Source organism: Epilithonimonas sp. (assembly GCF_032054305.1).
GTDB lineage: Bacteria > Bacteroidota > Bacteroidia > Flavobacteriales > Weeksellaceae > Epilithonimonas.
The window spans coordinates 372,788-397,394 of sequence record NZ_DAMBSX010000004.1 but is presented as its reverse complement, the minus strand read 5'-3'; the positions used below and the strand labels follow the sequence as shown (position 1 = coordinate 397,394).

The window sequence follows — 24,607 nt, the reverse complement described above, 5'->3', positions numbered from 1 at the left end:
AAAGGAGATCTGAGTAACAATCTGTAAAAATAACGAAATTTTGCAAGGAAAATTATTTAAAGCTGTCAGTTTTGAAAATTGCTTGGAAAACAATTCAGTTTTTTGAGTTCTTCGTAAACCAAATCTACTGGAAAACCCATGACGGCATAGAACGAACCAAAGATATTTTTGATCTTTGCCATTCCCAACCATTCTTGGATTCCATAAGATCCCGCTTTGTCAAAAGGTTTATAATTTTTGATGTAAAAATTGATTTCTTCGTCACTGATCTCTGAGAATTCAACATCAGTTTTGCTTGTTTTGCTGATTTCTGATTCCGATGTTTTGATGGTAAAAGCCGTGTAGACCTGATGTATATTTCCCGAAAAACTTTTTATCATTTCAAAAGCTTCATTCTCGTCTTTTGGTTTGAGAAGAATATTTTGATCTAATGCAACGATGGTGTCAGAGGTCAAAAGGATTTCATTTCTATTAACATCGAAAGCTTTTGCCTTTTTTGCTGAGACATATTCTGCGATTTGATTTGGGTTCAACTCTGATGGATAAGACTCATCAACATCGATTTTAACGATTTCGAATTCATAGCCTAATTGTGATAATAATTCTTTTCGCCTAGGCGAGTTTGAAGCTAGTAATAATTTCATTTATAATTATTTAAGCTGATTTCGTTTCTTCGTCCAGATTCCATTTTCCCTGGACTTTCATGACCTGTTCTATCACATCACGCACAGCACCTTTTCCACCGAAAACAGGCGAAATATAATCTGAGATTGCTTTCACTTCCGGAACAGCATTCGCAGGACAAGCAGAGATCTCTGCCAATCTCATAATCCCGATATCCGGAATATCATCGCCCATCATCAAGATCTCGGAATCCTGCAAATTATATTTCGATTTGAAATCTTCATAATCAGAAACTTTATGGGAAGATTTGGCATAATAATCTTTGATTCCAAGATATTCCATTCTGTTTTTTACCATCGGGTCATTTCCGCCAGTGATGATTCCGATTTTATAACCTTGTTTCAAAGATTGAACAACAGCATAACCGTCCAGAACGCTCATCACCCGGGACATATTCTGGTCTGGCAAAAGGTAAACGCTTCCGTCTGTGAAAACGCCATCGACATCGAAAACGAAAGCTTTTATATTTTTAAGTTTTGGTAAATAACTCATTTTAATTTTATTAGAAATTTTGCATAAAAAAGTCCCCTGGAAAGAGGACTATAAAAATAGTGTTTTATGTTTAATTAAGGATAAAGCGCAGGTTCTATTTTGTTATTATCCTGTTTGATTTGGTCTTTTTGGAATTTTTCCATATTTCTCAGCATTTCTGCCGGATCTGTCATTTCTTTTCCATTGATATTAAGTTTCATTTTTATACCAGGCATAGACAAGCTTTGTCTCATGTCTTTTACGGGGTCGTTTTTATACTCTTTCCATTGTTTGATGAATTGTTGTTCTGTCACTTCCAATTCCTTTCCACCAGGCATATTTCCGATTCTTACAACACGTCCGCCGACGGGAGGAGTAATTTCTTTTTTCTCGATTTTCTCCACTTCATCAAATTTTTTGCTTCCGGCGAATTTGAAAATATGAGTTCCTGTAGAATCTTCCATTTCCAAGATCAAACCAGGCAATCCATGGAATTTGTATGGACCATCCTGAAATGGAAAATCTTGTGAGAACCAAGCCGTCCAAGTTCTTCCTCCAAAATCCAGTGTTGCTTTCTGGACTTCGAATTTGTCAATCTTCTTTTTCTCAGGAAGGATTTTCCAGTTCATTGGTTTGGAATCTGAAACATCAAAACGATTTGGGCCAAGAGAAGCGTGAAGGTTTGTTTTGAAGTCCGGATAAGTTTTGTTTACCGTATAATCTACTTTTCCGGCATTAGAATCATTATAGCTGAAATTACCTGAGCCTGAAGCTAATTGTTTCTGAATATAAACATCTCTCAAAGAATCGCTGACGAATTTTTGTCGGCTGTAGAATTTGCTTCCATCTTTTTTGATATCCAGGTACATCAATTCTGTATCAAGAGAATCCTTTTTTTCGATGTTAGATGCGAACTTGTACTCATACATAATTCTTGTTCCTTGAGCGGATGATAGAACGCCAAAGAAAATCGATAAAATAAATAGTGTTTTTTTCATATGCAAAAAATTTGGTTTTAATGGAAATATGGAATCGTTAAAACGATTTCATGACTAAAAATTTAGTGATTTAAAATTAAGAAAAATAAAAAGGCAGACGAAAAAATCGCGCTACCTTTTCGGTTATAATAAATAGTGTGTTACTTGAAGTTGAATTTTACTGTGAACATAAATTGGCTTGGGCGGATGTTATAAGTTTGATAAACTGTATTCTGTTGATCTACATTTACATTGACAATTTCATAGACTTTTCTGTTGCTGATATTCAACCATTTGAATTCGAAATCAATTTTTTTCTTAACCCAAGTATATTGGTAAGATAAATCAAAGAATGGATTCTTGTAAGTATTACCTTCCGTAGAGGTTACACTGTTATCCCAATTGAATCCAAATGTATGATTGTCCGAAGGATAAATGTATGCAGCAAGATTGTGATTCCAGCCAGAACTTTTTTGAGATTTTCCTTCAGTCACGTTTTCATTTCTGCTCCAGTTCATGTTTATATTGTAGTCTACACTTAGCCAGCTGAAATATGTGTTATTGAATTTGGCCGTCCAGGTTTGAGTATTGGTTTTACTTCTGGTGGCTTTTTCATTAAAAAAGCTGAAAGGATTTGTATCCCTATTTGTAAAGCTCGTAGATAAATTACTTTTGAATTTTGGAAAATATTTTCCAATTTCTGCACTTTCCGATTGTGTTTTAACAGTATTGGAGATAGCTTCCAAACCAATAGTTCCACCTAATCCACTCGTTACAAATGTCTGTGCCAAATTCCTTTTGACAGTTCCATAATTGTATCTAACGTTGAAGAAAAGATTGTTTAGTGGATTTCTATACTCTAATCTTGTCCCAATATTCCTGTTTAGATACTCTGGCATTTTGGAATTGTTCAGATCACTAACATATCTTCTAGAAAGGTTGCCCGCAGATGTCAGCATATTTCCACCATACAAAAATCCAAAACTTCCAAAATCATAACTTTGGCTCGCAAATACCCAATATTTGAAAAAAGATGCAAAATCATAGCTTGCAAAAAAGGTAGGTTCAAGTGCCGTCTTAGTTTTATTAGCTGTCTGAGAATAAAGATTATCTTGATATTTGATGCTATAAAAATTGAAAGGGATTGTCAGATTCAAGTTTAATCTTTCGGATTTATAATTGATTCCAACTTGTGTATATGGTGTTATTTCGTTCCAATCTACGTTGTTCTGAAAACCTCCGTTGTTTATATCTTTAGACATTCTTAAGCCTTCATAAATATTGTCACGAAGTCCGAATAAATTTGATTTCAGATTGTTGAAATTCATATTAAGACCAGCTTCTGGTGTGAAAGTCCATTTTTTATAACTGAATCCTACAGATGCAGAATGGTTTACTTCTAATGTTTCTGAAAGAGCATATTGTTTATATTTTGAATAAATTTTTGAACTATCAATATCCAAATTCAGAAGAGGAATAAACTCATCCGAATATCTTGCTGGATTAACCGTCATATTTTGCTTATCTTTTTGATATTTGAAATAGCTCATCACGTTCAGCAATTTGTCTTTCCAAGGAATAATGGTGCTCAATGAATTTTGGAAGCTTCCGGAAGGAGATTCCGAAGCTTGATTTCCAGCGATATATCCTCCTGTCGGTCGGTCTGCTTCTGAAAAACCGTTGTTGGAATTCCAGAATCCATTCCAAGTTGTCGTATTTTTGAAGAACCCCTTTTTTGCATTTTTAGTGAAAATTAATTCTGCCTTGGAAGAATTAGTATAAAAATTATTACTTCTTGATTGCTCGAATGTTCTTCCTGTGAGAAGAGGATTTGTATTGTCCAGGCTATAGACTGTTTTGGAATGTGATTCTCTTTCTACATCATTGTAAGTGTAATTAGCATTTGCTTTAAGTTCCCATTCTTTGTTTTTGAAAGGACTTGTTAAAAGATTGGCCGAGAAGAAATGAACATTATTCAGAAGATATCTTTTCTCTGGCAAGTCTGGAGTCCCAGCTGTTTCTATATTGGTCCAGGATTGTTGGGATGTTTGGCTTCTTCTTCCTTCCCAACGATTTCCGAAACTCAAAAGATTTCCTTCTTTTTCCACACTCTCGCCATTGTTATTGGCTTTGTAATTCACGACCCACTGGTTTTTCTGTCCAAAGAACATCGGCGTCAATTTCACATTCCAAAGCAACGGACTGAAACCGGCTCCAATCTCTCCACGGCCAGTCATCGTAACTGATTTTTTCAATTTGATATTAAGAGCTGCCTGCTCAGAAGGTACTTTATCCCGAAGAATACTTACAGGCTGGTGATTTTCAAGAACCTCAACCTTGGAAACCGCATCTTTTGGCAACGAATTATTAATTGTCCCATATCCACCTTCCATAAGATCTTTTCCATTAACATAGAACTTGTTGATAGCCTCGCCTTGATAAAGGACAGTTCCATCTTTATTAACTTCGATGCCCGGGATCTTTTTCAAAACATCAGCTAGAGTTCTGTCGTTTTTATTTTCAAAAGATTTGAGGTCATAAGAAATAGTATCTCCCTTTTTGGTGATCAGCTTTGTTTTTAGCCTCACTTCCTGAATTTCGGTAGCTTGAGAGTCCATTGAGAAATTAAGTTTCTGGTCCTCATTTTTTATGGATTGTGTGATCGGTTTCTGATTAAATGCCTTGATCTTCAAATCAAGATTACTCTCAGAAGATGTTACGGTCACTTTATATTCTCCTTTTGCATTGGATATCCCGTAAGCAAGAATGGCATTTTTGCCTGGTTCTTCCACAGTTACACTTGCACTTGCAAGCGCTTTCCCATCACCATCGGTTATCACCCCGGAAATTGTTTTTTGTGACAATACCATCAAAGTAAAAGTCAATACAAAAAAGATAGATAGAATTTTTTTCATAGTCATTAATTATATCACTAAAACATTAGTAGAAAAACTTTACAAAATGTTACAAGTTTTTTGTTGGAGTGATAAAAAATTCAAAAGTTAAATGTACTTTCTTTATTAAAACGCCTTTGGATGGGTACCAGACATTCATTTGTCTTATAATGAAGAGAAATGATTTATAAAATAAATCCCTATTATTTATAATGAATATAAATAGTAAAGTATTTTTTTCCAGGGCAATTGTAAAATTTAATAAATTTGCACATTAATATTGAGTTAATATGGGAATCACTCTAAAACCTATCGATATTGTAGATGATATCACCAAAGAAGAATTCTTTGAAAAATACCTGAAACCACGCAAACCGGTCGTGATAAAAAATATGGCCAGAAAATGGCCGGCCTATCAAAAATGGACGATGGAATATATAAAGGAGGTTGTAGGAGATGTTACCGTTCCTTTGTATGATAGTGCTAAAGCTGACCCTGCAGCACCTATCAATACGCCAACGACAGAAATGAAGTTTGCAGATTACATCGATCTGATACAAAGAGAGCCCACAGACCTCAGGATTTTTTTCTTCGATCCTATAAAACATGCCCCCAAAATACTGAATGACTATATTTCTCCCAAAGAATTGATGGGTGGTTTTCTGGACAAATATCCTAGTATGTTTTTCGGAGGAAAAGGTTCTGTGACATTCCTTCATTATGATATTGATATGGCTCATATTTTCCATACACACTTCAATGGCAGAAAACATATCCTGCTATTCGATTACAAATGGAAAGAAAGGCTTTATCAGCTTCCGTATGCAACTTATGCTTTGGAAGATTTTGATATAGAAAATCCGGATTTCGAAAAATTCCCTGCGCTAGATGGTATCGAAGGTATCGAATGTTTTCTGGAGCACGGTGACACTTTGTTCATGCCAACAGGTTGGTGGCATTGGATGAAATATCTGGACGGGAGTTTCTCCATTTCACTTAGAGCATGGGACAAAAGTTGGGCGGTAAAAGCTCACTCACTTTGGAATCTTACGGTTCAAAGAGGCTTTGATAATTTTATGAAGAAAAATTTCAAAGCCAATTATATGAACTGGAAAGAGAAAAAAGCTATCGAAAGAGCCAATTATGCTTTAAAAAGAGGTTTGCCAAGATAGTCTCAAATAACCATAAATAAAAAATGCAACTAAATTACTTAGTTGCATTTTTTTATATCAAAGTGATTTGGTTTTAAACTACACCTTGAGCTAACATTGCCTCAGCTACTTTTACGAAACCCGCGATATTTGCGCCTTTTACGTAATTTACATAACCATCCTCTTCTTTTCCATAATCTCTACAAGCTTTGTGAATTCCGATCATGATCTCCTTCAATCTTGCATCTACTTCTTCTGAACTCCAGTTAAGCCTGATCGAGTTTTGTGTCATTTCCAACCCGGAAGTGGCAACACCACCAGCGTTGGATGCTTTTCCAGGAGAAAAAAGAACTTTGTTGTCCAGGAAATAGTTGATCGCCTCCAACGTAGAAGGCATATTCGCTGCTTCTGTTACACAAAGACATCCGTTTGCTACCAGCTTGATCGCATCCTCAAGATCCAATTCGTTCTGAGTTGCAGAAGGGAAGGCTATATCACACTTCACCTCCCACGGTCTTTTTCCTGCGAAGAATTCTGCTTCAGGATATTTTTTCGCATAATCCTCAGCTCTGTTATTTCCGGAAGCTCTTAGCTCTAAAAGATATTCGATCTTTTCTCCGGAAATTCCATCTTTATCATAGATGTAACCATCTGGCCCAGAAATGGTAACCACTTTTCCGCCAAGGTCATTGATCTTCTTGATAACACCCCAGGCTACATTCCCGAATCCTGAAACAACAACTGTTTTACCAGCAATGGATTCGTTGATGGTTTTCAACATTTGCTCAGCAAAATAAACTACACCATAACCCGTTGCTTCCGGTCTGATGAGAGATCCACCATAAGCCAGGCCTTTTCCTGTCAAAACTCCGGTAAACTCATTTCTTATTTTTTTATACATCCCGAAAAGATATCCGATCTCTCTTGCACCAACGCCGATATCTCCGGCAGGAACATCAGTCTCAGGTCCAATATGTTTGCAAAGTTCCATCATGAATGCCTGGCAGAAACGCATTACTTCCATGTCAGATTTCCCTTGCGGGTCAAAATCAGAACCTCCTTTTCCACCGCCCATCGGAAGTGTGGTCAAGCTATTTTTGAAAACCTGTTCAAAAGCTAAGAATTTCAAAACGCTAAGATTAACCGTCGGGTGAAATCTGATTCCTCCTTTATAAGGTCCGATCGCAGAATTCATCTGGATTCTGAAACCTCTGTTGACCTGGATCTCTCCATTGTCATCAATCCACGGCACACGGAAAATGATCACTCTTTCCGGTTCTGCCATTCTCTCCAGGAGCTTCATTCCGGTATATTCTTTTCTTGTAGCGATGAAAGGGATCACGGTAACCGCCACTTCTTTTACTGCTTGGATAAATTCTGGTTCATTAGGATTCTTGGCCTCAATTTTCGCCATAAATTCCTGAATCTTTTGCTCAACGTTATAGTGTTCCATTGTTCTATAATTATGACAACAAATTTAATTTTATTTTCGAATTTCGCAAGTAATATTTTGTTTTTTATCGAAAATTTAAGGATAATCATTAAAGTATTTGCATAATGCATAATTATGATTTTTGTATTAATGATTCTTAAATTTAATGTTAATTTACTTCAAATTTCCGAAATGATGATTTTATCGATCAATCAGGTATTGTCTACCGGAAAGGCATTTTATATGGCCATAAATCTCTAGATCTAAGAGAATTGGCAAAAGTTTATGATGTAAAACGCCCGATTTTTCGGCGATATCATCCAAGGATATGGGTTCATTGCCCTCAATAATGTCTAAAATCATCTGGTGTTCTTTTTTATCCGGATCTAGCATAATCTTCGGTTTTTCCTTTGGGAAAAGTTCAGGCTGAGGAACAAAATTCAGATTTTTCATCAAAGTACTGATATCAACAATGGTTTCAGCCTTGTTAAGAGATATCAGTTGATTGCAGCCCTGGCTAAAAACGTCGGTGATTCTTCCAGGCAAAGCATAAACATCACGATTATATTGGTTTGCAAAATTAACAGTCGTAACAGAACCTCCGCCATAAGCCGTTTCTACGACAATAAGATTAGGAGAAAATCCTGCAATGATTCTATTTCTTTGCAAAAAATTTTCCTTTGCCATTCCTTCAAACGTAGCATATTCGGTAACGAGTGCGCCATTATTTTCAAGAATTTTATTGGCCAAAGTTTTATTCTTTGCTGGATAAATGGAACTTAAACCTTGTGCTAAAACAGCGATTGTAGGAATTTGATTTTTAAGAGATTCCTCGTGAACGCAAGAATCTACGCCCAAAGCTAAACCGCTGATCGTAGAAACCTTAGAATTAGATAATCCAGAAAGCAACTCTTGGATAAAACTCTTTCCATAAGCAGTCATTTTCCTAGTTCCAACGATGCTGATCGGATTTTTGTCAGGATTCAAATTTCCTTTGTAGAACAGAAGAACTGGAGCATCATCACAATTCAAAAGATGTTTTGGATAGAGTTCATCATTTTGAGAAATAATGCTGATGCCATGCTTTTCGCAGAGTTTAATTTCTTTTTCTGCAATGAGTATAAAATCTTTATTACCAATATTCTGAATGGTATGTTTACCAATTCCAGTTGTTGAAAGGAGAGATTTGGGAGAAGAATCCCAAACTTTTTTGGCGGAGCCGATGTGGTTTATCAACTTTTTAAGATTGATGTTGCCAATGTTTTTGCACTGTTTCAGCGCAAGAATGTAAAGATATTCTTCGGAAATCATAGGTCATTTGTGTTATGACCAAATTAAGAATTATTTTTCGTTTTTCCGAATCTCATCCAAATAATCCCAAATAGATTCTTGTTTCAGTTGAGGTAATTCTTCGAAATCTTCGGGATGATTTGCCATATATTCTTGCCAGATCTTGTCATCTTTTTCATTATAATAATTCGGGAATTCCCAAATATATTTCTTCTTTCTATCGCCAATCTTTCTAAAAATAATAGCTAAAATAATTCCTGTGATACTTCCGGCCAAATGTGATTGCCAGCTGATTCTGCTCGGCTCTTCCAGATTTGAGAAAAATTCTTCCGGGAAAATTCCCCATATCAAACTTCCGTAATATAAAGCCACAACCATAGAAATGGTCAACAATTTCATATTCCAACGGAAAACACCGCTGAAAAAAATGAAAAATGCCAGCATGTAAACCAATCCACTGGCTCCGATGATGCAGCTGTAGCTCCATTCTCCCGTTGTAATATCGATTGGTGGCAACATCCAAACCAACAAACCTGAAGCAATCCAACCAATAAGGAAAATTCTGTAGGCAATTTTGGGATAAAATTCAAATAATAAAAATAAGAGAATAGCAATCGGCATAGAGTTTCCGATAATATGATCCAAGCTTCCGTGTAAAAGTGGTGCAAGGAGAACACCTTTCAGTCCTTCCGGCATCAGTGGAATCAATGCACCATTACAACCTTGGAAAAATCCAATATTTTGTAACAGAAAAAAACTCCACATCAGTACCAACATAATAATTGGCACCAAAATAGATCGCAAATTGAAGGATTTTAAAAACATTGGTTTTAGATTCTCAATTTTACAGCCAATTATGAAAAAAGGTAATTTTGTCTGTAAAATTGAGGTCAAATAATATGAATTTGGTTATAAAGGCAGATTCTGTGAAATTTAGTTTTATTATTTTTGTTCAAAATTAGATTTTAATGAAAAAGGTATTGGTGTTATTTGTCCTGATTTTGAGCGTTTTTTTTAATGCTCAGGTAACTGATTATCAAAGAATAATTGATTCTATTAGTCAGAAAAAATGGGACTCTACATCTATAGACCTCGATAGCCTTTCCAACCCAAGGCTTATTGATGTCAAATCATTGAAAAGTGATGAGGTAAAGATCAATAATAGCATTGTAGTTGTACCAAATGATGACTCAAGCCCTCTGACTCCATCATCCATCCTGACTTTACCAACCCTGAAACGCTGGTTTATCTTTGGACAAAATACATTGGTTTTCAATCAGTCATCGTTTGCAAATTGGTATGCCGGAGGAAATAATAATATTGGCGTTATCGGGAAAGTCAATTATAACATCGTTTACAAAAAGAACAAGCATTATCTGGATAATAATATTCAGTTAGGCTATGGCTTTGTTTCTTCTACAGGTCAATCTACCAGGAAGACGGATGATTATATCAATATCATGACCAATTATGGATACGAGTTGGCCCAGCACTACTATCTATCTACCGGGTTCCAGTTTTTGTCACAATTTACTCCGGGATTCAATTATTCTTCAACACCGGACCCAGTCTATGATGATAGGATCTCAAAATTTATGGCACCTGGTTATCTTAATTTAGGTCTTGGTTTTTCATATAATCCTAATGATAACTTCCAAGTTATATTAAGGCCTTTGAATGGAAAGTTTACTTTTGTTTTGGATGAGAAGCTACAGACCAAGGGCAATTACGGTCTGGAAAGAGATGGGCAAAGTCTGAGAGCCGAGCTTGGTACAATGTTGAATATTCTTTATAAGATCAAACTTTTTAAAGATGCAACCTATGTAAACCAGATCAATTTCTTTAGCAACTATCTGGAACACTCGGAACGTGTAGATATCAATTACAGTGGCGCACTAAACCTGAAATTCAACAAATATATCACAACTTCTGTGACCATAGACGTGATGTACGACCACGACCAGATCCAAAAACTGCAAAGAAAGCAAACTTTGGGCGTAGGTGTGACATACAATCTAGGTTATAAGGTAGAAAGAGACAGCAAAACTGGCGTTATCAATCCTTTTGTGAAATAATTCTCCACAGTATTTCATTATATTTGTCCAGAAAACAAATACATATGAAGAAAATACTATTCTTTGGAAGCCTTATGTTGGCTTTCAATTCCTATGCGCAAGAGCAGCCTGTTCAGGATTCCGTAAAAGCTTGGTCTGTAATTGGACAGAATACATTGATGCTCAATCAATCCGCTTTCTCCAATTGGGTAGCCGGAGGCGCCAACAACATTGGTTGGCAAGCGGGAATTAATTACAATCTAACTTACGAAAAAGACAAAGACCTTTGGGAGAACATCATCATTCTGGGTTATGGCATGAATAATACCCAAGGTGTTGGAAACAGGAAAACGCAGGACGTGATCAACCTTTCTACCAATTACGGAAGAAAGATATCTGATAACTGGTACGCATCTGTCGGAGCCGGTTTGATTACACAATTTGCGCCAGGCTATGAAGATGGGAATAACCCTGATGCATCCAAGATCTCTAATTTCATGGCACCGGGATATGTAAATCTAGGAGCTGGTTTTACTTATAAACCCAGTGACAATTTTACCATGACACTTAGGCCTGCCAATGCAAGATTTACTTTTGTTCTTGACAAATATCTGCAATACGCTGGAAACTACGGATTGAAAAATGATGGAGATTCTATGTTGTTTCAATTTGGATTCCTGGGAACAGCGCAGTACAAAGTAAAATTAATGGAAAATATCACTTTACAGAATACAGCTTCCGTTTTTTCCAATTATCTTGACCATCCGGAAAGATTGGTGCTCTCGTACGGCGGAATTCTTAATATGAAGGTCAACAAATATATTTCAACAAACGTGACTTTGGATTTGCTTTATGATCATAATCAAATCAAGAAAACGCAGTTGAAACAAACTCTGGGAATTGGTTTAGCTTATAATATAGATAACGGGAAAAAACGTTCAGAAGATAAACGTAATCAAGGTTGGAAATAGAATTTCCTAAAATAAAAAAGTGGAGTTAATGCTCCACTTTTTCGTTTAACCAACCTAATTCTCCAAAATGCTTTTTGAATTTCTGGATCTTAGGTCCTACAACAGCACTGCAATATGGCTGCGTGGGGTTAGCATTGTAATATCCCTGATGGTAAGCTTCCGCTGACCAGAATTTTTTGAAAGGAACAATCTCGGTGACATATTTTCCGTTCCATTCTTGCTTTGCTTCGGATTCTTTCAGAGATTCTTCCGCTTCTTGTTTTTGTTTTTCAGAATGATAGAAAATTGCTGACCTGTATTGCGTTCCAATATCGTTACCTTGTCTGTTAAGCGTGGTCGGATTATGAAGAAACCAAAATACCTCCAATAGTTGTTTGTAAGAAATGATTTTTGGGTCAAATGCAATCTGAACAACTTCTGCGTGACCAGTTGTTCCTGTACAGACTTCTTCATAGGTCGGATTATCTTTGTGTCCTCCGGAGTATCCGGAAATCACAGAGTCCACCCCTTTCAGCATATGAAAACAACTTTCCACACACCAAAAACATCCACCTGCCAAAGTGGCGAATTCCAAATTGTTTTTATCCATTTTTTGATTTGTTAAGGGTTTTGTCTTTTTCTCCTGCCCATTGCAGTTGATAAGAAAAAAACTGAGTATTAATAATAAATAGCGATTCATTTTCTGGGAAGAAAAAATCCTTTGATTTTCCTTGTCATCAATAGCAAAAATTATTCCTATCAAAAAGAAACATCAAAGGATCTGTGAATATCAATTATTTATTTTCCCATACAAGAGCACTTGCTCCAAGTATGGCTGCATCTGCTTCATCCAGTTCGCTGAAAACTAATTTTACTTTTGAGCGGAAGATGGGAAGCAGGTTTCTTTCCATGTGTAATTTGGCAGGTTTTAGCAGGAAATCTCCGGCTTTGATCACACCGCCAAATAATAATATTGCTTCCGGAGAAGAGAACATGACAAAGTTGGCCAAAGCTTCACCTAATTTTTGACCTGTATATCTGAAAACTTCGACGGCTGTCGGGTCTCCTTTTTCAGCACATTCGAAAACGGTTTTGGAATTGATAGATTCTTCAGGATATTGATTCAGCATAGAATCCGGGAACTCTGCACGGAATTTTTTTGCCGTAATAGCAATTCCTGTTGCAGAAGCATAAGCCTCAAGGCTTCCCTCAGATCCGGTACTCCAGTGTTTTCTTCCGCCTGGTTTCACAATCGTATGTCCCAATTCTCCGGCAAATCCATCGTGTCCGTAGATCAGGTTTCCGCCACTGATAATTCCGCTTCCAACACCTGTTCCAAGCGTGATCATGATGAAATCCTTCATTCCCCTTGCCGCACCAAACATCATTTCACCCAAAGCGGCAGCATTGGCATCATTAGTCATTTTGCAAGGAACACCGAATTTCTCTTTCATTAATTCAGCAAAAGGAACTACACCTTTCCAAGGCAGGTTCGGAGCAAGTTCAATGGTACCTTTGAAGTAGTTGGCATTCGGCGCTCCAACGCCTATGCCATCCAAAGTGGTGTTGTGACTTGCTTCATCAATCAGAGGCTTGATGTTGGTATATAGAGCATCGATAAAATCTTCTACTTCCTTATATTCTTCAGTTTTTATACTTCCTTTCGCCAGGATCTCTCCGCGATGGTTGACCAAACCAAACTTGGTATTAGTGCCGCCAATATCTATTCCTATAGCTATTTGTTTAGACAAATCGATTAATGACATTATATTTTTAATTTTTAAGAGTCTAAATTTATGGAAAATCAGATTAATATGTATCAGATATTAAATTAATTTTAAAAAATTAAAAATTGAATTTTACTGTTACGCCGTAAGTTCTCGAGTCACCTAAAACAGCGGCATAATGTCCTGCATTTCCAGCGCCGGGAAGCAATTGCTCAAAATAATCTTTATCAAGAATATTCCTTACCCAAAGATAAGTTGTCACACCTTTTTTAACACGAAAACCAAATCTGGAATTGAATAAGGCATAACCGGGAATATTCAAAAATTGTGATGGAGTAGGGCTTGATGAAAATGTCGACCGGTAATAGCTGTCTAAAGCAAAGAAATAATCTCCCGTGTAATCGAATAATTTACCCGAGAAATTAAATTCGCCACCTGTAGAACCTGCCCATTTTGAAACGCCAGGAAGAACACCTCCGGAAATATCAACATAATTTGGACCGCCTGTATCTTCCAACGCTGGAGGTGCATTGGTAAATTTTTTATAAATCGCTTCCGTGTAAGCCAAATTAGAATAAAAATATAAATTGCTGAATGAGTAAGAAATATCAGTCTCAATTCCTCGTACTTGTACTTTTTCTGCATTGGCAAGATAACCTCTGTTAAGCTGTAGACTTTCTGCCTGAACTTGTATTTGATAGTCCTTAATATCAGAATTATAAACCGTTAAATTGAAAATTAAATTTTTAAGAGGTTGAGATTTAAGCCCGATTTCATAATGTAGAATTCTTTCCGGCTTTACTACAGCCAGCTCTGTCATCACTCTTCCATTTTCTGTAGGAAGTCCACCGAGATTTAATCCCACAGGTTTGAAGCCTGTTGAAAAAGTTCCGAAAAAATTATAGTTTTTGGTTGGTTTGAATGCCAATGTCATTTGACCAGAAAAATTGGTATCATCAATCGATGCGTTGAATTCCTGATTGCTGTAAACTGAGTTTTTAATTGTGGTTAATGCCTGTCCATTCTGTGTAGTTTCGGTTATTTCTAATCCGCCGTAAGTGATTCTTTTGAAATCGATCTCTTTTTTATCATAATTAATTCTAACTCCCGGAAGTAAACTAAGTTTTTCGGTAAAGCTCCAATCCAGCTGTCCAAATACCGCTCCACTGAAGGAGTTGAGACTTGGATAAGACTTGATTCCGTATCCTTCCAAAAGTCCAGGCGTTTTCCATCTATTAACTACTACTGGGTCTGTTGAGTTCAAAGAGAAACGCCATTGGTCTTTTCCTGCTTCTTCGATTTGTCCGTTTTTGTCGGCTCTCAATCTTTGCCAGATTCCGAAAACACCAAAAATGCCGCTTATTTTTTCATTGAAATTTCCAGACCAGCGGATTTCCTGACTCCATTGCTGATGTTTACTTGGCGCCTGTGATTTTGCCAATGCCGAAAGTCCCGTAAAATCTCTGTCATTCGAAGGATTCCAGTTCCAGAATCTCCACGCTGAGGTCGAGACGATTTTTCCTTTTCCTAAATTATATTCAGTATTCAAAGAGATTCCGCCCATATCTTGTTCAGCTTTCCAAGGTGTATCTGTGTCAACTGTTCTATTGAAGGGGTCAATCTTTGGCAAAGTATAACCAAGGTCAGAAATAATATTGCCGAATTGTCTGTAAGCCGCTCTTTTCGTAGTGACAACTCCCGCAATCACTTGCGCATAACCATTTGCGCGCAATCTGTTGTAATCTCCTGTAAGGATGAATTTCAAATTATCATTGGGTTTGTATAACAATTGGTCTCTGATGGCGATTGAATTAATATCATTCAAGTCCTGATTGGTCCTCGAATTATAAATTGTTCCATCCCTATGCGTTCCGGATGCAGAAAATCTATTCGCGAATTTATCCGTAATTGCTCCGGTCACAGATGTTTTAGCTTGAATAAATCCGTAATTTCCATAACTGATTTCTGCTGTTCCTCCAGTTGTAAAACTTGGCTGTTTTGTAGTTACATTGAAAGTCCCTGCTGTTGTATTCTTGCCAAACAATGTTCCCTGTGGACCACGTAAAACCTCGATTCTTTCAATATCTACAAAGTCTAAAGTTGTAGCTGCCGGTCTTGCATAATAAACACCATCAACGTAAAATCCAACACCTGGATCGAGTCCGTCATTCGTCAAACCAAAAGTAGAACCCAATCCTCTGATGTTGAGGCTCGTATTTCTAGGAGTTGAGCTGTAAAATTGAACAGAGGGAACCAGTTCTTTCAATCTATTGACATTGAATGCGCCGGTTTCTTCCGCTTTTTTACCCGAAATTACATTGATTGGAATTGGAACTTGTTGCGCCGTTTCTTCTCTTCGTCTTGCAGTTACAACTACTTCTGTGATTACTACATCGTTTGGAAGAAGTTTAATTATTAAAGTATCAGTTAAATTTTCTTTTATTGGATAGAATCTCGTTTCAAATCCTTTTTTCTGAATTTTTAATTCAGATGGAAAAACAGTCGTATTTTCTAAAACAAAATTTCCGTTGTCATCCGTTTGCAGAGATAATTGTTTATTTGATTTTGAAGTGATTCTGACGAAGTTGATTGGTCTATTATTGATGCTGTCCAGCACTTTTCCGTAAATGGAATTCTGTGCGAAGGAATAAGTCATTGAAAAGATAAAAAAGATGAATAGTACCTTTTTTAGAATAGTCGAGTTTCTGCTCATAGTTTTTAATAATGAGCAAAAGTATATATTTACAAATTCATACCAAAACAGTATGAATTAAATTTAACAAAAAACCTGGATGATTAAATTCAGGTTTTTGTTATCAATTATTTGGTTTGTATTTTCTTTCTTCTTCCCCACCAGATCATAAATCCAGTGACAGGCATCGATGCTATTATTAAACTTACAATAAAAGCAATAATTTTTGTAGGCAATCCTAATATTGCTCCAACGTGAATGTCATAATTTGCAGCAACGGTTTTCTCTCCAAAATTTTTATCTTTCGGGTCGTGCGTATGAAGCAATTCTCCGGAATTCTCATCAAAAATCAAGCTGCTGCTTTTGTGATAAGAGTAAGAAAGATGTTTTACATATACTTCGAAATGCGGATGCTCGTGGTCATCGATATGAGGATGTCCCAAATCTAAAGAAAAGCCATATGCATTGGGATAAAGTTCTTTGACCTTATTGGAAATTTTGTCCAATGTTTTGTCGGTTCTCATTTCAATAGATGCTTTTGTCGTGATTTTAGAAAAATCAGGGTAAGCTGTTTCTCCACCCGAAAAGATGTAATAGATGGAAGCCTGAACCACAAAAAATGCGTAGAACAATCCTGTAATCGTCAGAATCAAAGCAAAAATTGAAGAGTAGAAGCCAAGAATATTGTGCAAATCATAATTCTTACGTTTCCACTGTGTCGTGTTTTTCCATTGGAATTTGAAACGTTGTTTTCTTGCGGCTTTGTTTTTTGGCCACCAAAGCACAATTCCTGTGATTAACATTATCAAAAAAATAATAACAGGAATCCCGACGACATAAGTTCCCCAGTCTTGCTTCAGAAGGAAACTCCAATGGATAGATTTTACAATGGCGAAGAAACCGTTTTTCTCGTCATAAACCTGCAGAACTTTTCCTGTGTATGGATTGACGTATGCTAATTTGTAAATCGGAAATTCGTCAAAATAATTCCATTGGTCTGGTTGATGTTCGTACCAGTAAAACTGATAGGACATTTTTTTGTCAATCGGAATGTTGACCCAATGAATCGGGTATTTTTCTTTGGTTTGGTGGTCGACCAATTTTTCCAGCTCCCGGATAGGAATCACTTTTTTGGACTCTATGTTTTGTTCGTTGTGGTAGATATATTCTTTACGGGTAAAGTTTTCTATCTCATCTTTGAACACATAGAGCGCACCAGTAATCGAAATAATAAATATGAGAATACCAATGGATAAGCCAAACCACAGATGTAGTTTGGCTGACCATTTTTTGAAAAATCCTGGTTTCTTTTTATGATGGTGTTTTTTCCGCATTTTTTAAATAAAAAAACTATTCCTGAAAATCTTTCGGGAATAGTAAAATTAGAATTTTAGAATTTGTAAGCAATAGAAAGCCTCCAGTTTCTTGGTGCTTCTGCCTGATAGTAATAACCTCCTTTGTATGTCAACCCATCGGCTTGCAAGAAACTATATCCACTACCACTATATAAATATCTATTAAATACATTGAATACATTCAGGTTCAATCTTATTTTAGAATCTTCCCAAGACATTCCTGCATCAAACTTTATGTAATCATTCATTTCTAATGGCGAATTTGTGCTTCCCCAGTCCCAAGTACTTCTATCGGCTAAAAATGTTCCTCCAAATGTCAAACCAAATCCTTTTAAGAAATTCTCTTGGGTAAAAGTATAATTTAACCATCCATTCATAGTATGTTTAGCATAACCAGGAATTCTTTCTCCTTTTATAGCAGAGGATGTTGTCTCTGTATATTTGTTTTCCGTGAAAGCATAATTGAAAATTGCATTAAATCCTTTAACAACCTCTCCTTTCAAATCAAATTCAACTCCTTGAGCTCTAGTTTTTCCTAAGAAAACCGAATAGATTCCGGAAGGATCTGTTGGGTCTCCAGTAATAGCATTTCTCTTGTTAATGTTATATAATGATAGAGTAGTATTCCACTTTCCAGCAGCCCAATCCTTCTTAAAACCAATTTCAAAATTATTTCCGGTAATTGGTTTTGCTGTAGAGCCATCTCTAAATAATCCCGCCTGAGGAACAAATGCTTGATCAAACAATGCATAGGCAGATGTATTCTGATCTAATGAATAGCTTAAACCAAAGCGAGGTGTTATTTTCTCTCCTTTTTGCTCTGCGGCTCCGTATGCTTGTTGAGTCACATTAGTATACCTTGCAGCAAGAGTCAGTCTCAATTTATCTTCTAAGAATCCTAGCTCATCTTGTAAATAAATACCATTATAATTTTGACTAATAGTTCCCCAAGGATTTGCTCTTTGTTCCAAAGGGACACTTCCATCAAAAGTTGGATATCCGGCACTTGGTGGAGTATAAATATTTGAGTTCGTATCAAAAGGTTTAGTAAGTAAGTCTAATGCACCTCCCTGATTCCAGTCAGCCAAATATTTTTTGGACCCTAAATCCAAACCAGCAAGGATTTTGTGGGAAACGTTACCTGTTTTTTCGTATCCATTTAAGAAAACTTGACCAAATTTCATTACATTGCTAGCTTCCCAAAAATAAAGACCTCTAATCATATAGCCTGTTGCCTGGTCAAATATTCCTGGCCAAATATCACTTCCTAATGTGTGATTATTCATATATGTCAATTGTGCAGTTAGCTTCCAATCTGAACTAAATTTATGTTGCAAATTAATATTAGCTGTATGATCATTAATATTTGTAGGAGCAATTCCAGGATCTGATACAGTATAATCAACAGGTTTTGTTCCATATCCATCAAAAGAATATACATATGAAGAACCTACCTCTGATGATTTGGCTTTTTGATATATATACTCAGCAACTAATGTTGTCTGATCAGTCAAGTCAACCTTAATGGAAGGATTTATAATATATCTATCATTGAATTCATATTTTCGAAAACTATTTTTATTTTGAGCCATTAAATTAAGACGGAATGCCACTTTATCTGATAATTTAGAATCAAAATCAGCTTCTCCTCTATACATATCAAAGCTTCCGAGAGTAACACGAGCAGATCCATTAAAATCTTTTCCTGTTGGTTTTTTTGTAACAACATTGTAAATTCCGCTAGGTTCGCCATTTGACATTAAAAAACCAGAAGGACCTTTTACAAATTCTATGTGATCAACATAGCTCATATCTTCACTTAATGGACCCCAAGGAGTCGTTACATTAACACCATTAAAAAAAGCTTCTGCACGAGAACCTCTCATATTTACTCTAGTATACATATCACCCCAATGCTCTAACCTTTGTGCTCCCGCAACATTTCTTAAAACCCCATCACTGAGAGTCGTTACCTGCTGATCTTCTAATGCTCTATTGGTAATTATTGTAATGTTTTGAGGTATTTTGATGAGTTCTTCATTTAATCGGAGTGAAGATGACCCTTCTTTTTCATTATATTTTTTATAATATTTATTAAGTATTACCTCATCAATATTATTTGATTTAATTGTATCACTTTCCTGTGCATAAGCAAAAGTAGAAACCAAAACCACAGCACTCACAATAATTTTCTTCATTAGGAATAATTTTGTGCAAATATATTATTTTTAATTGTTCTAAATTAACAACAATTGTGATTTTTATCAGATTATTAAGAATTATTCCAAATAAAAATCCTGCTGATTACTCAACAGGATTAATAATTTTTATAAGTTGTGAATTTTATTCTTAAGCCGGGATTTCTCCTTTATATAAGAAAGAAACAATCTCCTTATTCACTTTGTCAACCATCTCGCTAAACAAGTAGAAAGATTCTTGTTTGTAAATTACCAATGGATCTTTCTGTTCGTAAACCGCACCTTGCGATGAGCGTCTTAAATCATCCATTTCTCTCAAGTGGGTTTTCCAGTTTTCATCGATGATTGCTAATGAAATATTTTTTTCGAAATCTGTGATCAATGATTCACATTTCGTTTCATAAGCTTCCTTCAAATCAGTAACGATAGTCATAGTTTTGCTTCCGTCTGTGAAAGGAACCTGAATCATCTTGAACATAGAGCCTTGGTTAAGGAATACATTCTCGATGATTGGATATGCTTTTTCTTTAAGAAGATTCAATCTCAAATCATAATCTTCTTTTGCTTTTTTGAAAACAATATCTGTAAGAGCAGGAATCTGAGTATTTCCGAATTCTGACTCATTCACAGGAGCTTCCATTGTGAAATGCTTGATGATTTCGAATTCGAAATCTTTGTAATTTCCTGTTGCTTTGGTCTGTGAAACAATCGCAGCAGCCGTATCATAAATCATATTCACGATGTCATACTTCAAATGGTCTCCGAACAAGGCATTCTTTCTTCTTTTGTAGATGACATCACGCTGCTTGTTCATTACGTCATCATACTCAAGCAATCTCTTTCTGACACCGAAGTTATTTTCCTCCACTTTTTTCTGAGCTCTTTCGATAGACTTGGAAATCATAGAATGCTGGATTACTTCACCTTCCTTATGACCCATTCTGTCCATCATTTTAGCGATTCTTTCAGAACCGAAAAGACGCATCAAGTTATCTTCAAGAGATACATAGAACTGAGAACTTCCCGGATCTCCCTGACGACCAGCTCTACCTCTCAACTGTCTGTCCACACGACGAGAATCGTGTCTTTCTGTTCCGATAATTGCCAAACCTCCGGCATCTTTAACTTCAGATTTCAATTTGATATCGGTACCTCTACCAGCCATATTCGTTGCGATCGTTACAACGCCAGGTCCACCAGCACCAGCTACAATTTCAGCCTCCTTCTTGTGAAGTTTCGCGTTAAGAACTTGGTGTTGGATCTTTCTTAATTGCAATGCTCTGGAAAGCAATTGGGAAATCTCCACCGAAGTCGTGCCCACCAAAACAGGTCTTCCTGCTGAGGTTAGCTTTTCAATCTCTTCAATTACTGCATTGTATTTTTCACGATTGGTTTTGAAAACCAGATCTTGTCTGTCATCTCTCTGGATTGGTCTGTTGGTAGGAATTACCACAACATCCAATTTGTAAATCTGCCAGAATTCTCCAGCTTCAGTTTCCGCAGTACCGGTCATACCAGCTAACTTGTTATACATACGGAAGTAGTTTTGTAAAGTAATCGTTGCAAACGTTTGAGTTGCCGCTTCGATTTTTACATTTTCTTTGGCCTCGATCGCCTGATGAAGTCCATCCGAATAACGGCGACCGTCCATGATACGACCTGTCTGCTCGTCAACGATTTTCACCTCGCCGTCAATTACAACATATTCATCATCTTTTTCGAATAATGTATAAGCTTTAAGTAATTGATTCATCGTGTGAATACGCTCAGACTTAACAGCAAAATCTCTGTATAGTTCTTCTTTCGCAGCGAATTCTTCTTCCTTAGAAAGGTTCTTCTTTTCCAATTCAGCGATTTCTGTAGCAATGTCGGTTAAAACAAAAAATTGAGAATCTTCGTTACCTGCAGACATATATTCTACACCCTTGTCTGTCAAATCGATTTGATTATTCTTCTCATCGATTACAAAGTAAAGGTCTTTATCAACAATTGGCATGTCGCGGTTATTGTCCGCCATATACTGACCTTCAACTTTTTGTAACAAGGCTCGGTTTCCGCTTTCTGACAAGAATTTGATCAATTGTCTGTTTTTAGGAAGACCTCTGTAGGCCTGAAGTAATTTGAATCCGCCTTCTTTTGTATTTCCGTTGGCGATTAATTTTTTAGCTTCATTAAAAATCGTGGAAACAGTTTTTTTCTGAACTTCGACAATTCTATCTATTGAAGGTTTAAGAACATCGAATTCCTGTCTGTCACCTTGAGGAACGGGACCGGAGATGATCAATGGCGTTCTTGCATCATCAATCAAAACAGAGTCAACCTCATCGACAATAGCGAAATTCAATTCCCCCTGAACTAATTCGGTAGGATTGGTTACCATGTTATCTCTTAAGTAATCGAAGCCAAATTCGTTATTAGTTCCGTAAACAATATCAGATTGATAAGCTTTTCTTCTGGAGTCTGAGTTAGGCTGATGAAGATCGATACAATCGATAGACATTCCGTGGAATTGGTATAATGGGCCCATCCAAGCCGAGTCACGTTTTGCCAAATAATCATTTACTGTTACTACGTGGACACCTCTTCCAGGCAAAGCATTAAGATAGATCGGCAATGTTCCAACCAAAGTTTTACCTTCACCCGTTGCCATTTCTGAAATTTTCCCTGAGTGCAATACGACACCACCAATAAACTGGGTATCATAGTGGACCATGTCCCAAACAACAGGTGTTCCAGCCGCGTCCCAAGAGTTTTTCCAGATTGCAATATCGCCTTCAACAGAAACAAAATCTTTTGTTGCAGCAAGCTGACGGTCTTTGTCATTTGCCTTAACACGGATTTCTCCATTTTGTGCCAAACGTCTTGATGTTTCCTTCACCAAAGCAAATGCTTCCGGGAGGATTTCATTAAGAACTTTTTCTTCAACTTCATAAGACTCTTTTTTAAGACCCTCGATCTTGTTGAAAAGTGATTCTTTTTCGTCAACGTTTGTAGAGTTTTTTATTTGCTCTTTTATCTCGTCTATTTGGGTTGTAAACTTGGCAGTCGCAGACTTTATCTTCTCTTTAAATTCTGCTGTTTTATCTCTAAGTCCATCATCAGATAATGTTTGGATTCCAGATTCTACTGCTTTGATTTTTGCGACAACTTTTTTTACTTCTTTTAAATCTTTTGCATTTTTGTCTCCCAAAAAACTTTTAAGAACGGTATTTAAAAAACTCATAAATTTCTGATTTGTGCTTTGAAATCAAAGTTCAAAGCGTTTGAATTACACTTGTTGTGTTATATATTTTGAAGCTTTGATGTAAAGCTTATGACGATTAATACTCGTCTTCGTTCCAAAGATAATCCTCATCTGTAGGATAATCGCTCCAGATCTCGTCTATCGCATCATAGATCTCTCCTTCATCCTCGATAGCTTGTAGGTTTTCTACAACTTCCATAGGAGCTCCCGTTCTGATGGCGTAGTCAATCAATTCTGCCTTGGTCATCGGCCAAGGTGCATCGCTAAGATATGATGCTAATTCTAATGTCCAATACATAATTTAAATTTTTTGCAAAAGTAAAAAATTAGGTGATATTTTATATACTTTTCTATTGATTTTCAATAATATTTAAAAATAATTTTATTTGGTATTTAAACTTATTTGCGATTAAAGAATATTAGTGCGGATTTCCCAAAAACCATTCCACAAATTTTTTTATGCCATTTTGGAAGTTTGTACTTGGAGAATATCCTATAAGTGAACGGGCTTTTGTAATGTCCGCATTGGTTTTTAAGACATCTCCTGGTTGCATTGGCAGCATTTTTTTATTGGCTTTCTTGCCAATTGTATCTTCGAGAACAGAAAGCATCTCGTTTAAAGTTACTACTTCGCTTTCTCCAAGATTGATGATCTCATAGACATTTTCGTTATTTTCCAGATATTTTATTGATTTTAGAATCCCGTCAATAATATCATCAATGAAAGTATAATCTCTAGCTGTGGAACCATCGCCGTAGAAATGAATCTCTTGATTTTCCGATATCAACTTTGTGAATTTGTGAATTGCCAGATCTGGCCTTTGTCTAGGCCCATAAACAGTAAAGAATCTCAATTGGATCATATCTATATTATAAAGACTATGATAAACATGTCCCAGGATTTCTCCACATTTTTTAGTGGCAGCGTAAGGTGAAATGGGATTGTCAACGTTATCGGTTTCAGAGAACGGAATCTTTTCATTATTCCCATAAACGCTTGAAGATGAGGCGCATAAAAAATTTTTGATTCCAAATTCCTTACAAAGTTCCCAAAGATTCTGAGTTCCACGGATGTTAACCTCTTCATATTCCAAAGGTCGTTCAATAGATGGACGGACACCTGCTAAAGCTGCAAGATGAACAACCAGATCGATTTTATGATTACGGAAAATATCTTCTAAGCCCTGCTTATCTCGAATATCCTGATAATAAAGTTGGTAATTATCTGCTTTTATTTGTATCATTAAATTTTGAATGTCAGTTTCTTTTTCAGAAAAACTGAATTCCTGATTCAAATCTAAAGATTCCAAAGAATTTTTGATTTTTATTTTGTAATCGTAAAAAATATCAAAATTGTCAACATTAATGACAGAATGTCCATTTTTCAAAAGCTGTTCTACCAGATGAGAACCTATAAATCCACTGCCGCCAGTTACAAGATAGTTCATAAAATCAATTGTGTTGCGAATATAAGAATTAAACAAAAAA

18 protein-coding genes are annotated in these 24,607 nt (G+C 36.3%); 3 read left to right on the top strand and 15 right to left on the bottom strand.

The window, feature by feature from the left end; all coding sequences use genetic code 11:
* Window positions 1-65: 65 nt before the first annotated feature.
* The 4 genes from RTX21_RS10965 to RTX21_RS10950 all read right to left on the bottom strand — a co-directional run bounded on the left by RTX21_RS10965 (window position 66) and on the right by RTX21_RS10950 (window position 5,047).
* On the bottom strand, window positions 66-644 hold the full coding sequence (locus RTX21_RS10965; RefSeq protein ID WP_312767630.1) for a Maf family nucleotide pyrophosphatase: 579 nt from the start codon (window positions 642-644) through the stop codon (window positions 66-68).
* Between the two features lie 10 nt (window positions 645-654).
* A complete protein-coding gene (locus tag RTX21_RS10960) occupies window positions 655-1,176 on the bottom strand; it encodes an HAD family hydrolase (protein WP_312767629.1) in 522 nt (173 codons plus the stop codon).
* A gap of 74 nt (window positions 1,177-1,250) precedes the next feature.
* Window positions 1,251-2,153 carry a GLPGLI family protein gene (locus tag RTX21_RS10955; RefSeq protein WP_312767627.1) on the bottom strand — a complete coding sequence of 301 codons (903 nt, stop codon included), beginning with the start codon at window positions 2,151-2,153 and terminating at the stop codon, window positions 1,251-1,253.
* A gap of 140 nt (window positions 2,154-2,293) precedes the next feature.
* Window positions 2,294-5,047, bottom strand: coding sequence for a hypothetical protein (locus tag RTX21_RS10950; RefSeq protein ID WP_312767625.1), 2,754 nt, complete (start codon window positions 5,045-5,047; stop codon window positions 2,294-2,296).
* Window positions 5,048-5,316: 269 nt separating this feature from the next.
* Between RTX21_RS10950 and RTX21_RS10945 the strand changes: the two genes are divergently transcribed.
* A complete protein-coding gene (locus RTX21_RS10945) occupies window positions 5,317-6,198 on the top strand; it encodes a cupin-like domain-containing protein (RefSeq protein ID WP_312767624.1) in 882 nt (293 codons plus the stop codon).
* A 73-nt stretch (window positions 6,199-6,271) separates the two neighbouring features.
* On the opposite strand, the gene gdhA is transcribed toward RTX21_RS10945, so the two are convergent.
* From gdhA to RTX21_RS10930, 3 genes are all read right to left on the bottom strand, one after another.
* The gene (gene gdhA, locus RTX21_RS10940) at window positions 6,272-7,630 is read right to left on the bottom strand and encodes an NADP-specific glutamate dehydrogenase (protein WP_312767623.1); all 1,359 of its coding nucleotides are present in this window, start codon (window positions 7,628-7,630) and stop codon (window positions 6,272-6,274) included.
* A 180-nt stretch (window positions 7,631-7,810) separates the two neighbouring features.
* Window positions 7,811-8,920, bottom strand: coding sequence for a DNA-processing protein DprA (gene dprA, locus RTX21_RS10935; RefSeq protein WP_312767622.1), 1,110 nt, complete (start codon window positions 8,918-8,920; stop codon window positions 7,811-7,813).
* A gap of 30 nt (window positions 8,921-8,950) precedes the next feature.
* Complete coding sequence (locus tag RTX21_RS10930; protein WP_312767621.1) at window positions 8,951-9,724, bottom strand: rhomboid family intramembrane serine protease; 774 nt, start codon at window positions 9,722-9,724, stop codon at window positions 8,951-8,953.
* Between the two features lie 143 nt (window positions 9,725-9,867).
* Here RTX21_RS10930 and RTX21_RS10925 point away from each other — a divergent pair, with 143 nt between their 5' ends.
* A complete protein-coding gene (locus tag RTX21_RS10925; protein ID WP_312767620.1) occupies window positions 9,868-10,974 on the top strand; it encodes a DUF3078 domain-containing protein in 1,107 nt (368 codons plus the stop codon).
* Window positions 10,975-11,018: 44 nt separating this feature from the next.
* Complete coding sequence (locus tag RTX21_RS10920; protein ID WP_409414977.1) at window positions 11,019-11,924, top strand: DUF3078 domain-containing protein; 906 nt, start codon at window positions 11,019-11,021, stop codon at window positions 11,922-11,924.
* A gap of 25 nt (window positions 11,925-11,949) precedes the next feature.
* Here RTX21_RS10920 and msrA read toward each other — a convergent pair whose 3' ends face one another.
* From msrA to RTX21_RS10880, 8 genes are all read right to left on the bottom strand, one after another.
* Window positions 11,950-12,513 (bottom strand): peptide-methionine (S)-S-oxide reductase MsrA, encoded by a 564-nt coding sequence (gene msrA / locus RTX21_RS10915; protein WP_409414976.1) that lies wholly within the window; start codon window positions 12,511-12,513, stop codon window positions 11,950-11,952.
* 184 nt (window positions 12,514-12,697) lie between these two features.
* Window positions 12,698-13,669: an ROK family protein gene (locus RTX21_RS10910; RefSeq protein WP_312767618.1), complete on the bottom strand. Its 972-nt coding sequence runs from the start codon at window positions 13,667-13,669 to the stop codon at window positions 12,698-12,700.
* A gap of 79 nt (window positions 13,670-13,748) precedes the next feature.
* Window positions 13,749-16,343 carry a TonB-dependent receptor gene (locus tag RTX21_RS10905; RefSeq protein ID WP_312767617.1) on the bottom strand — a complete coding sequence of 865 codons (2,595 nt, stop codon included), beginning with the start codon at window positions 16,341-16,343 and terminating at the stop codon, window positions 13,749-13,751.
* A gap of 107 nt (window positions 16,344-16,450) precedes the next feature.
* Window positions 16,451-17,656, bottom strand: a complete 1,206-nt coding sequence (locus RTX21_RS10900; RefSeq protein ID WP_312767615.1) for a PepSY-associated TM helix domain-containing protein — start codon at window positions 17,654-17,656, stop codon at window positions 16,451-16,453.
* Between the two features lie 56 nt (window positions 17,657-17,712).
* Window positions 17,713-19,875 carry a TonB-dependent siderophore receptor gene (locus tag RTX21_RS10895; RefSeq protein WP_312767614.1) on the bottom strand — a complete coding sequence of 721 codons (2,163 nt, stop codon included), beginning with the start codon at window positions 19,873-19,875 and terminating at the stop codon, window positions 17,713-17,715.
* A 151-nt stretch (window positions 19,876-20,026) separates the two neighbouring features.
* Window positions 20,027-23,098, bottom strand: coding sequence for a preprotein translocase subunit SecA (gene secA / locus RTX21_RS10890; protein WP_312767613.1), 3,072 nt, complete (start codon window positions 23,096-23,098; stop codon window positions 20,027-20,029).
* A 97-nt stretch (window positions 23,099-23,195) separates the two neighbouring features.
* Window positions 23,196-23,417, bottom strand: a complete 222-nt coding sequence (locus tag RTX21_RS10885) for a DUF2795 domain-containing protein (RefSeq protein WP_027382805.1) — start codon at window positions 23,415-23,417, stop codon at window positions 23,196-23,198.
* 121 nt (window positions 23,418-23,538) lie between these two features.
* Complete coding sequence (locus RTX21_RS10880; RefSeq protein ID WP_312767612.1) at window positions 23,539-24,567, bottom strand: GDP-mannose 4,6-dehydratase; 1,029 nt, start codon at window positions 24,565-24,567, stop codon at window positions 23,539-23,541.
* Window positions 24,568-24,607: the final 40 nt, after the last annotated feature.

Coding starts and splice junctions, on each gene's coding strand:
- secA (WP_312767613.1), bottom strand. CDS start 23,098: ATGAGTTTTTTAAATACCGTTCTTAAAAGTTTTTTGGGAGACAAAAAT.
- RTX21_RS10885 (WP_027382805.1), bottom strand. CDS start 23,417: ATGTATTGGACATTAGAATTAGCATCATATCTTAGCGATGCACCTTGG.
- RTX21_RS10965 (WP_312767630.1), bottom strand. CDS start 644: ATGAAATTATTACTAGCTTCAAACTCGCCTAGGCGAAAAGAATTATTA.
- RTX21_RS10900 (WP_312767615.1), bottom strand. CDS start 17,656: ATGCGGAAAAAACACCATCATAAAAAGAAACCAGGATTTTTCAAAAAA.
- RTX21_RS10925 (WP_312767620.1), top strand. CDS start 9,868: ATGAAAAAGGTATTGGTGTTATTTGTCCTGATTTTGAGCGTTTTTTTT.
- dprA (WP_312767622.1), bottom strand. CDS start 8,920: ATGATTTCCGAAGAATATCTTTACATTCTTGCGCTGAAACAGTGCAAA.
- gdhA (WP_312767623.1), bottom strand. CDS start 7,630: ATGGAACACTATAACGTTGAGCAAAAGATTCAGGAATTTATGGCGAAA.
- RTX21_RS10960 (WP_312767629.1), bottom strand. CDS start 1,176: ATGAGTTATTTACCAAAACTTAAAAATATAAAAGCTTTCGTTTTCGAT.
- RTX21_RS10905 (WP_312767617.1), bottom strand. CDS start 16,343: ATGAGCAGAAACTCGACTATTCTAAAAAAGGTACTATTCATCTTTTTT.
- RTX21_RS10955 (WP_312767627.1), bottom strand. CDS start 2,153: ATGAAAAAAACACTATTTATTTTATCGATTTTCTTTGGCGTTCTATCA.
- RTX21_RS10950 (WP_312767625.1), bottom strand. CDS start 5,047: ATGAAAAAAATTCTATCTATCTTTTTTGTATTGACTTTTACTTTGATG.
- RTX21_RS10920 (WP_409414977.1), top strand. CDS start 11,019: ATGAAGAAAATACTATTCTTTGGAAGCCTTATGTTGGCTTTCAATTCC.
- msrA (WP_409414976.1), bottom strand. CDS start 12,513: ATGGATAAAAACAATTTGGAATTCGCCACTTTGGCAGGTGGATGTTTT.
- RTX21_RS10880 (WP_312767612.1), bottom strand. CDS start 24,567: ATGAACTATCTTGTAACTGGCGGCAGTGGATTTATAGGTTCTCATCTG.
- RTX21_RS10930 (WP_312767621.1), bottom strand. CDS start 9,724: ATGTTTTTAAAATCCTTCAATTTGCGATCTATTTTGGTGCCAATTATT.
- RTX21_RS10910 (WP_312767618.1), bottom strand. CDS start 13,669: ATGTCATTAATCGATTTGTCTAAACAAATAGCTATAGGAATAGATATT.
- RTX21_RS10945 (WP_312767624.1), top strand. CDS start 5,317: ATGGGAATCACTCTAAAACCTATCGATATTGTAGATGATATCACCAAA.
- RTX21_RS10895 (WP_312767614.1), bottom strand. CDS start 19,875: ATGAAGAAAATTATTGTGAGTGCTGTGGTTTTGGTTTCTACTTTTGCT.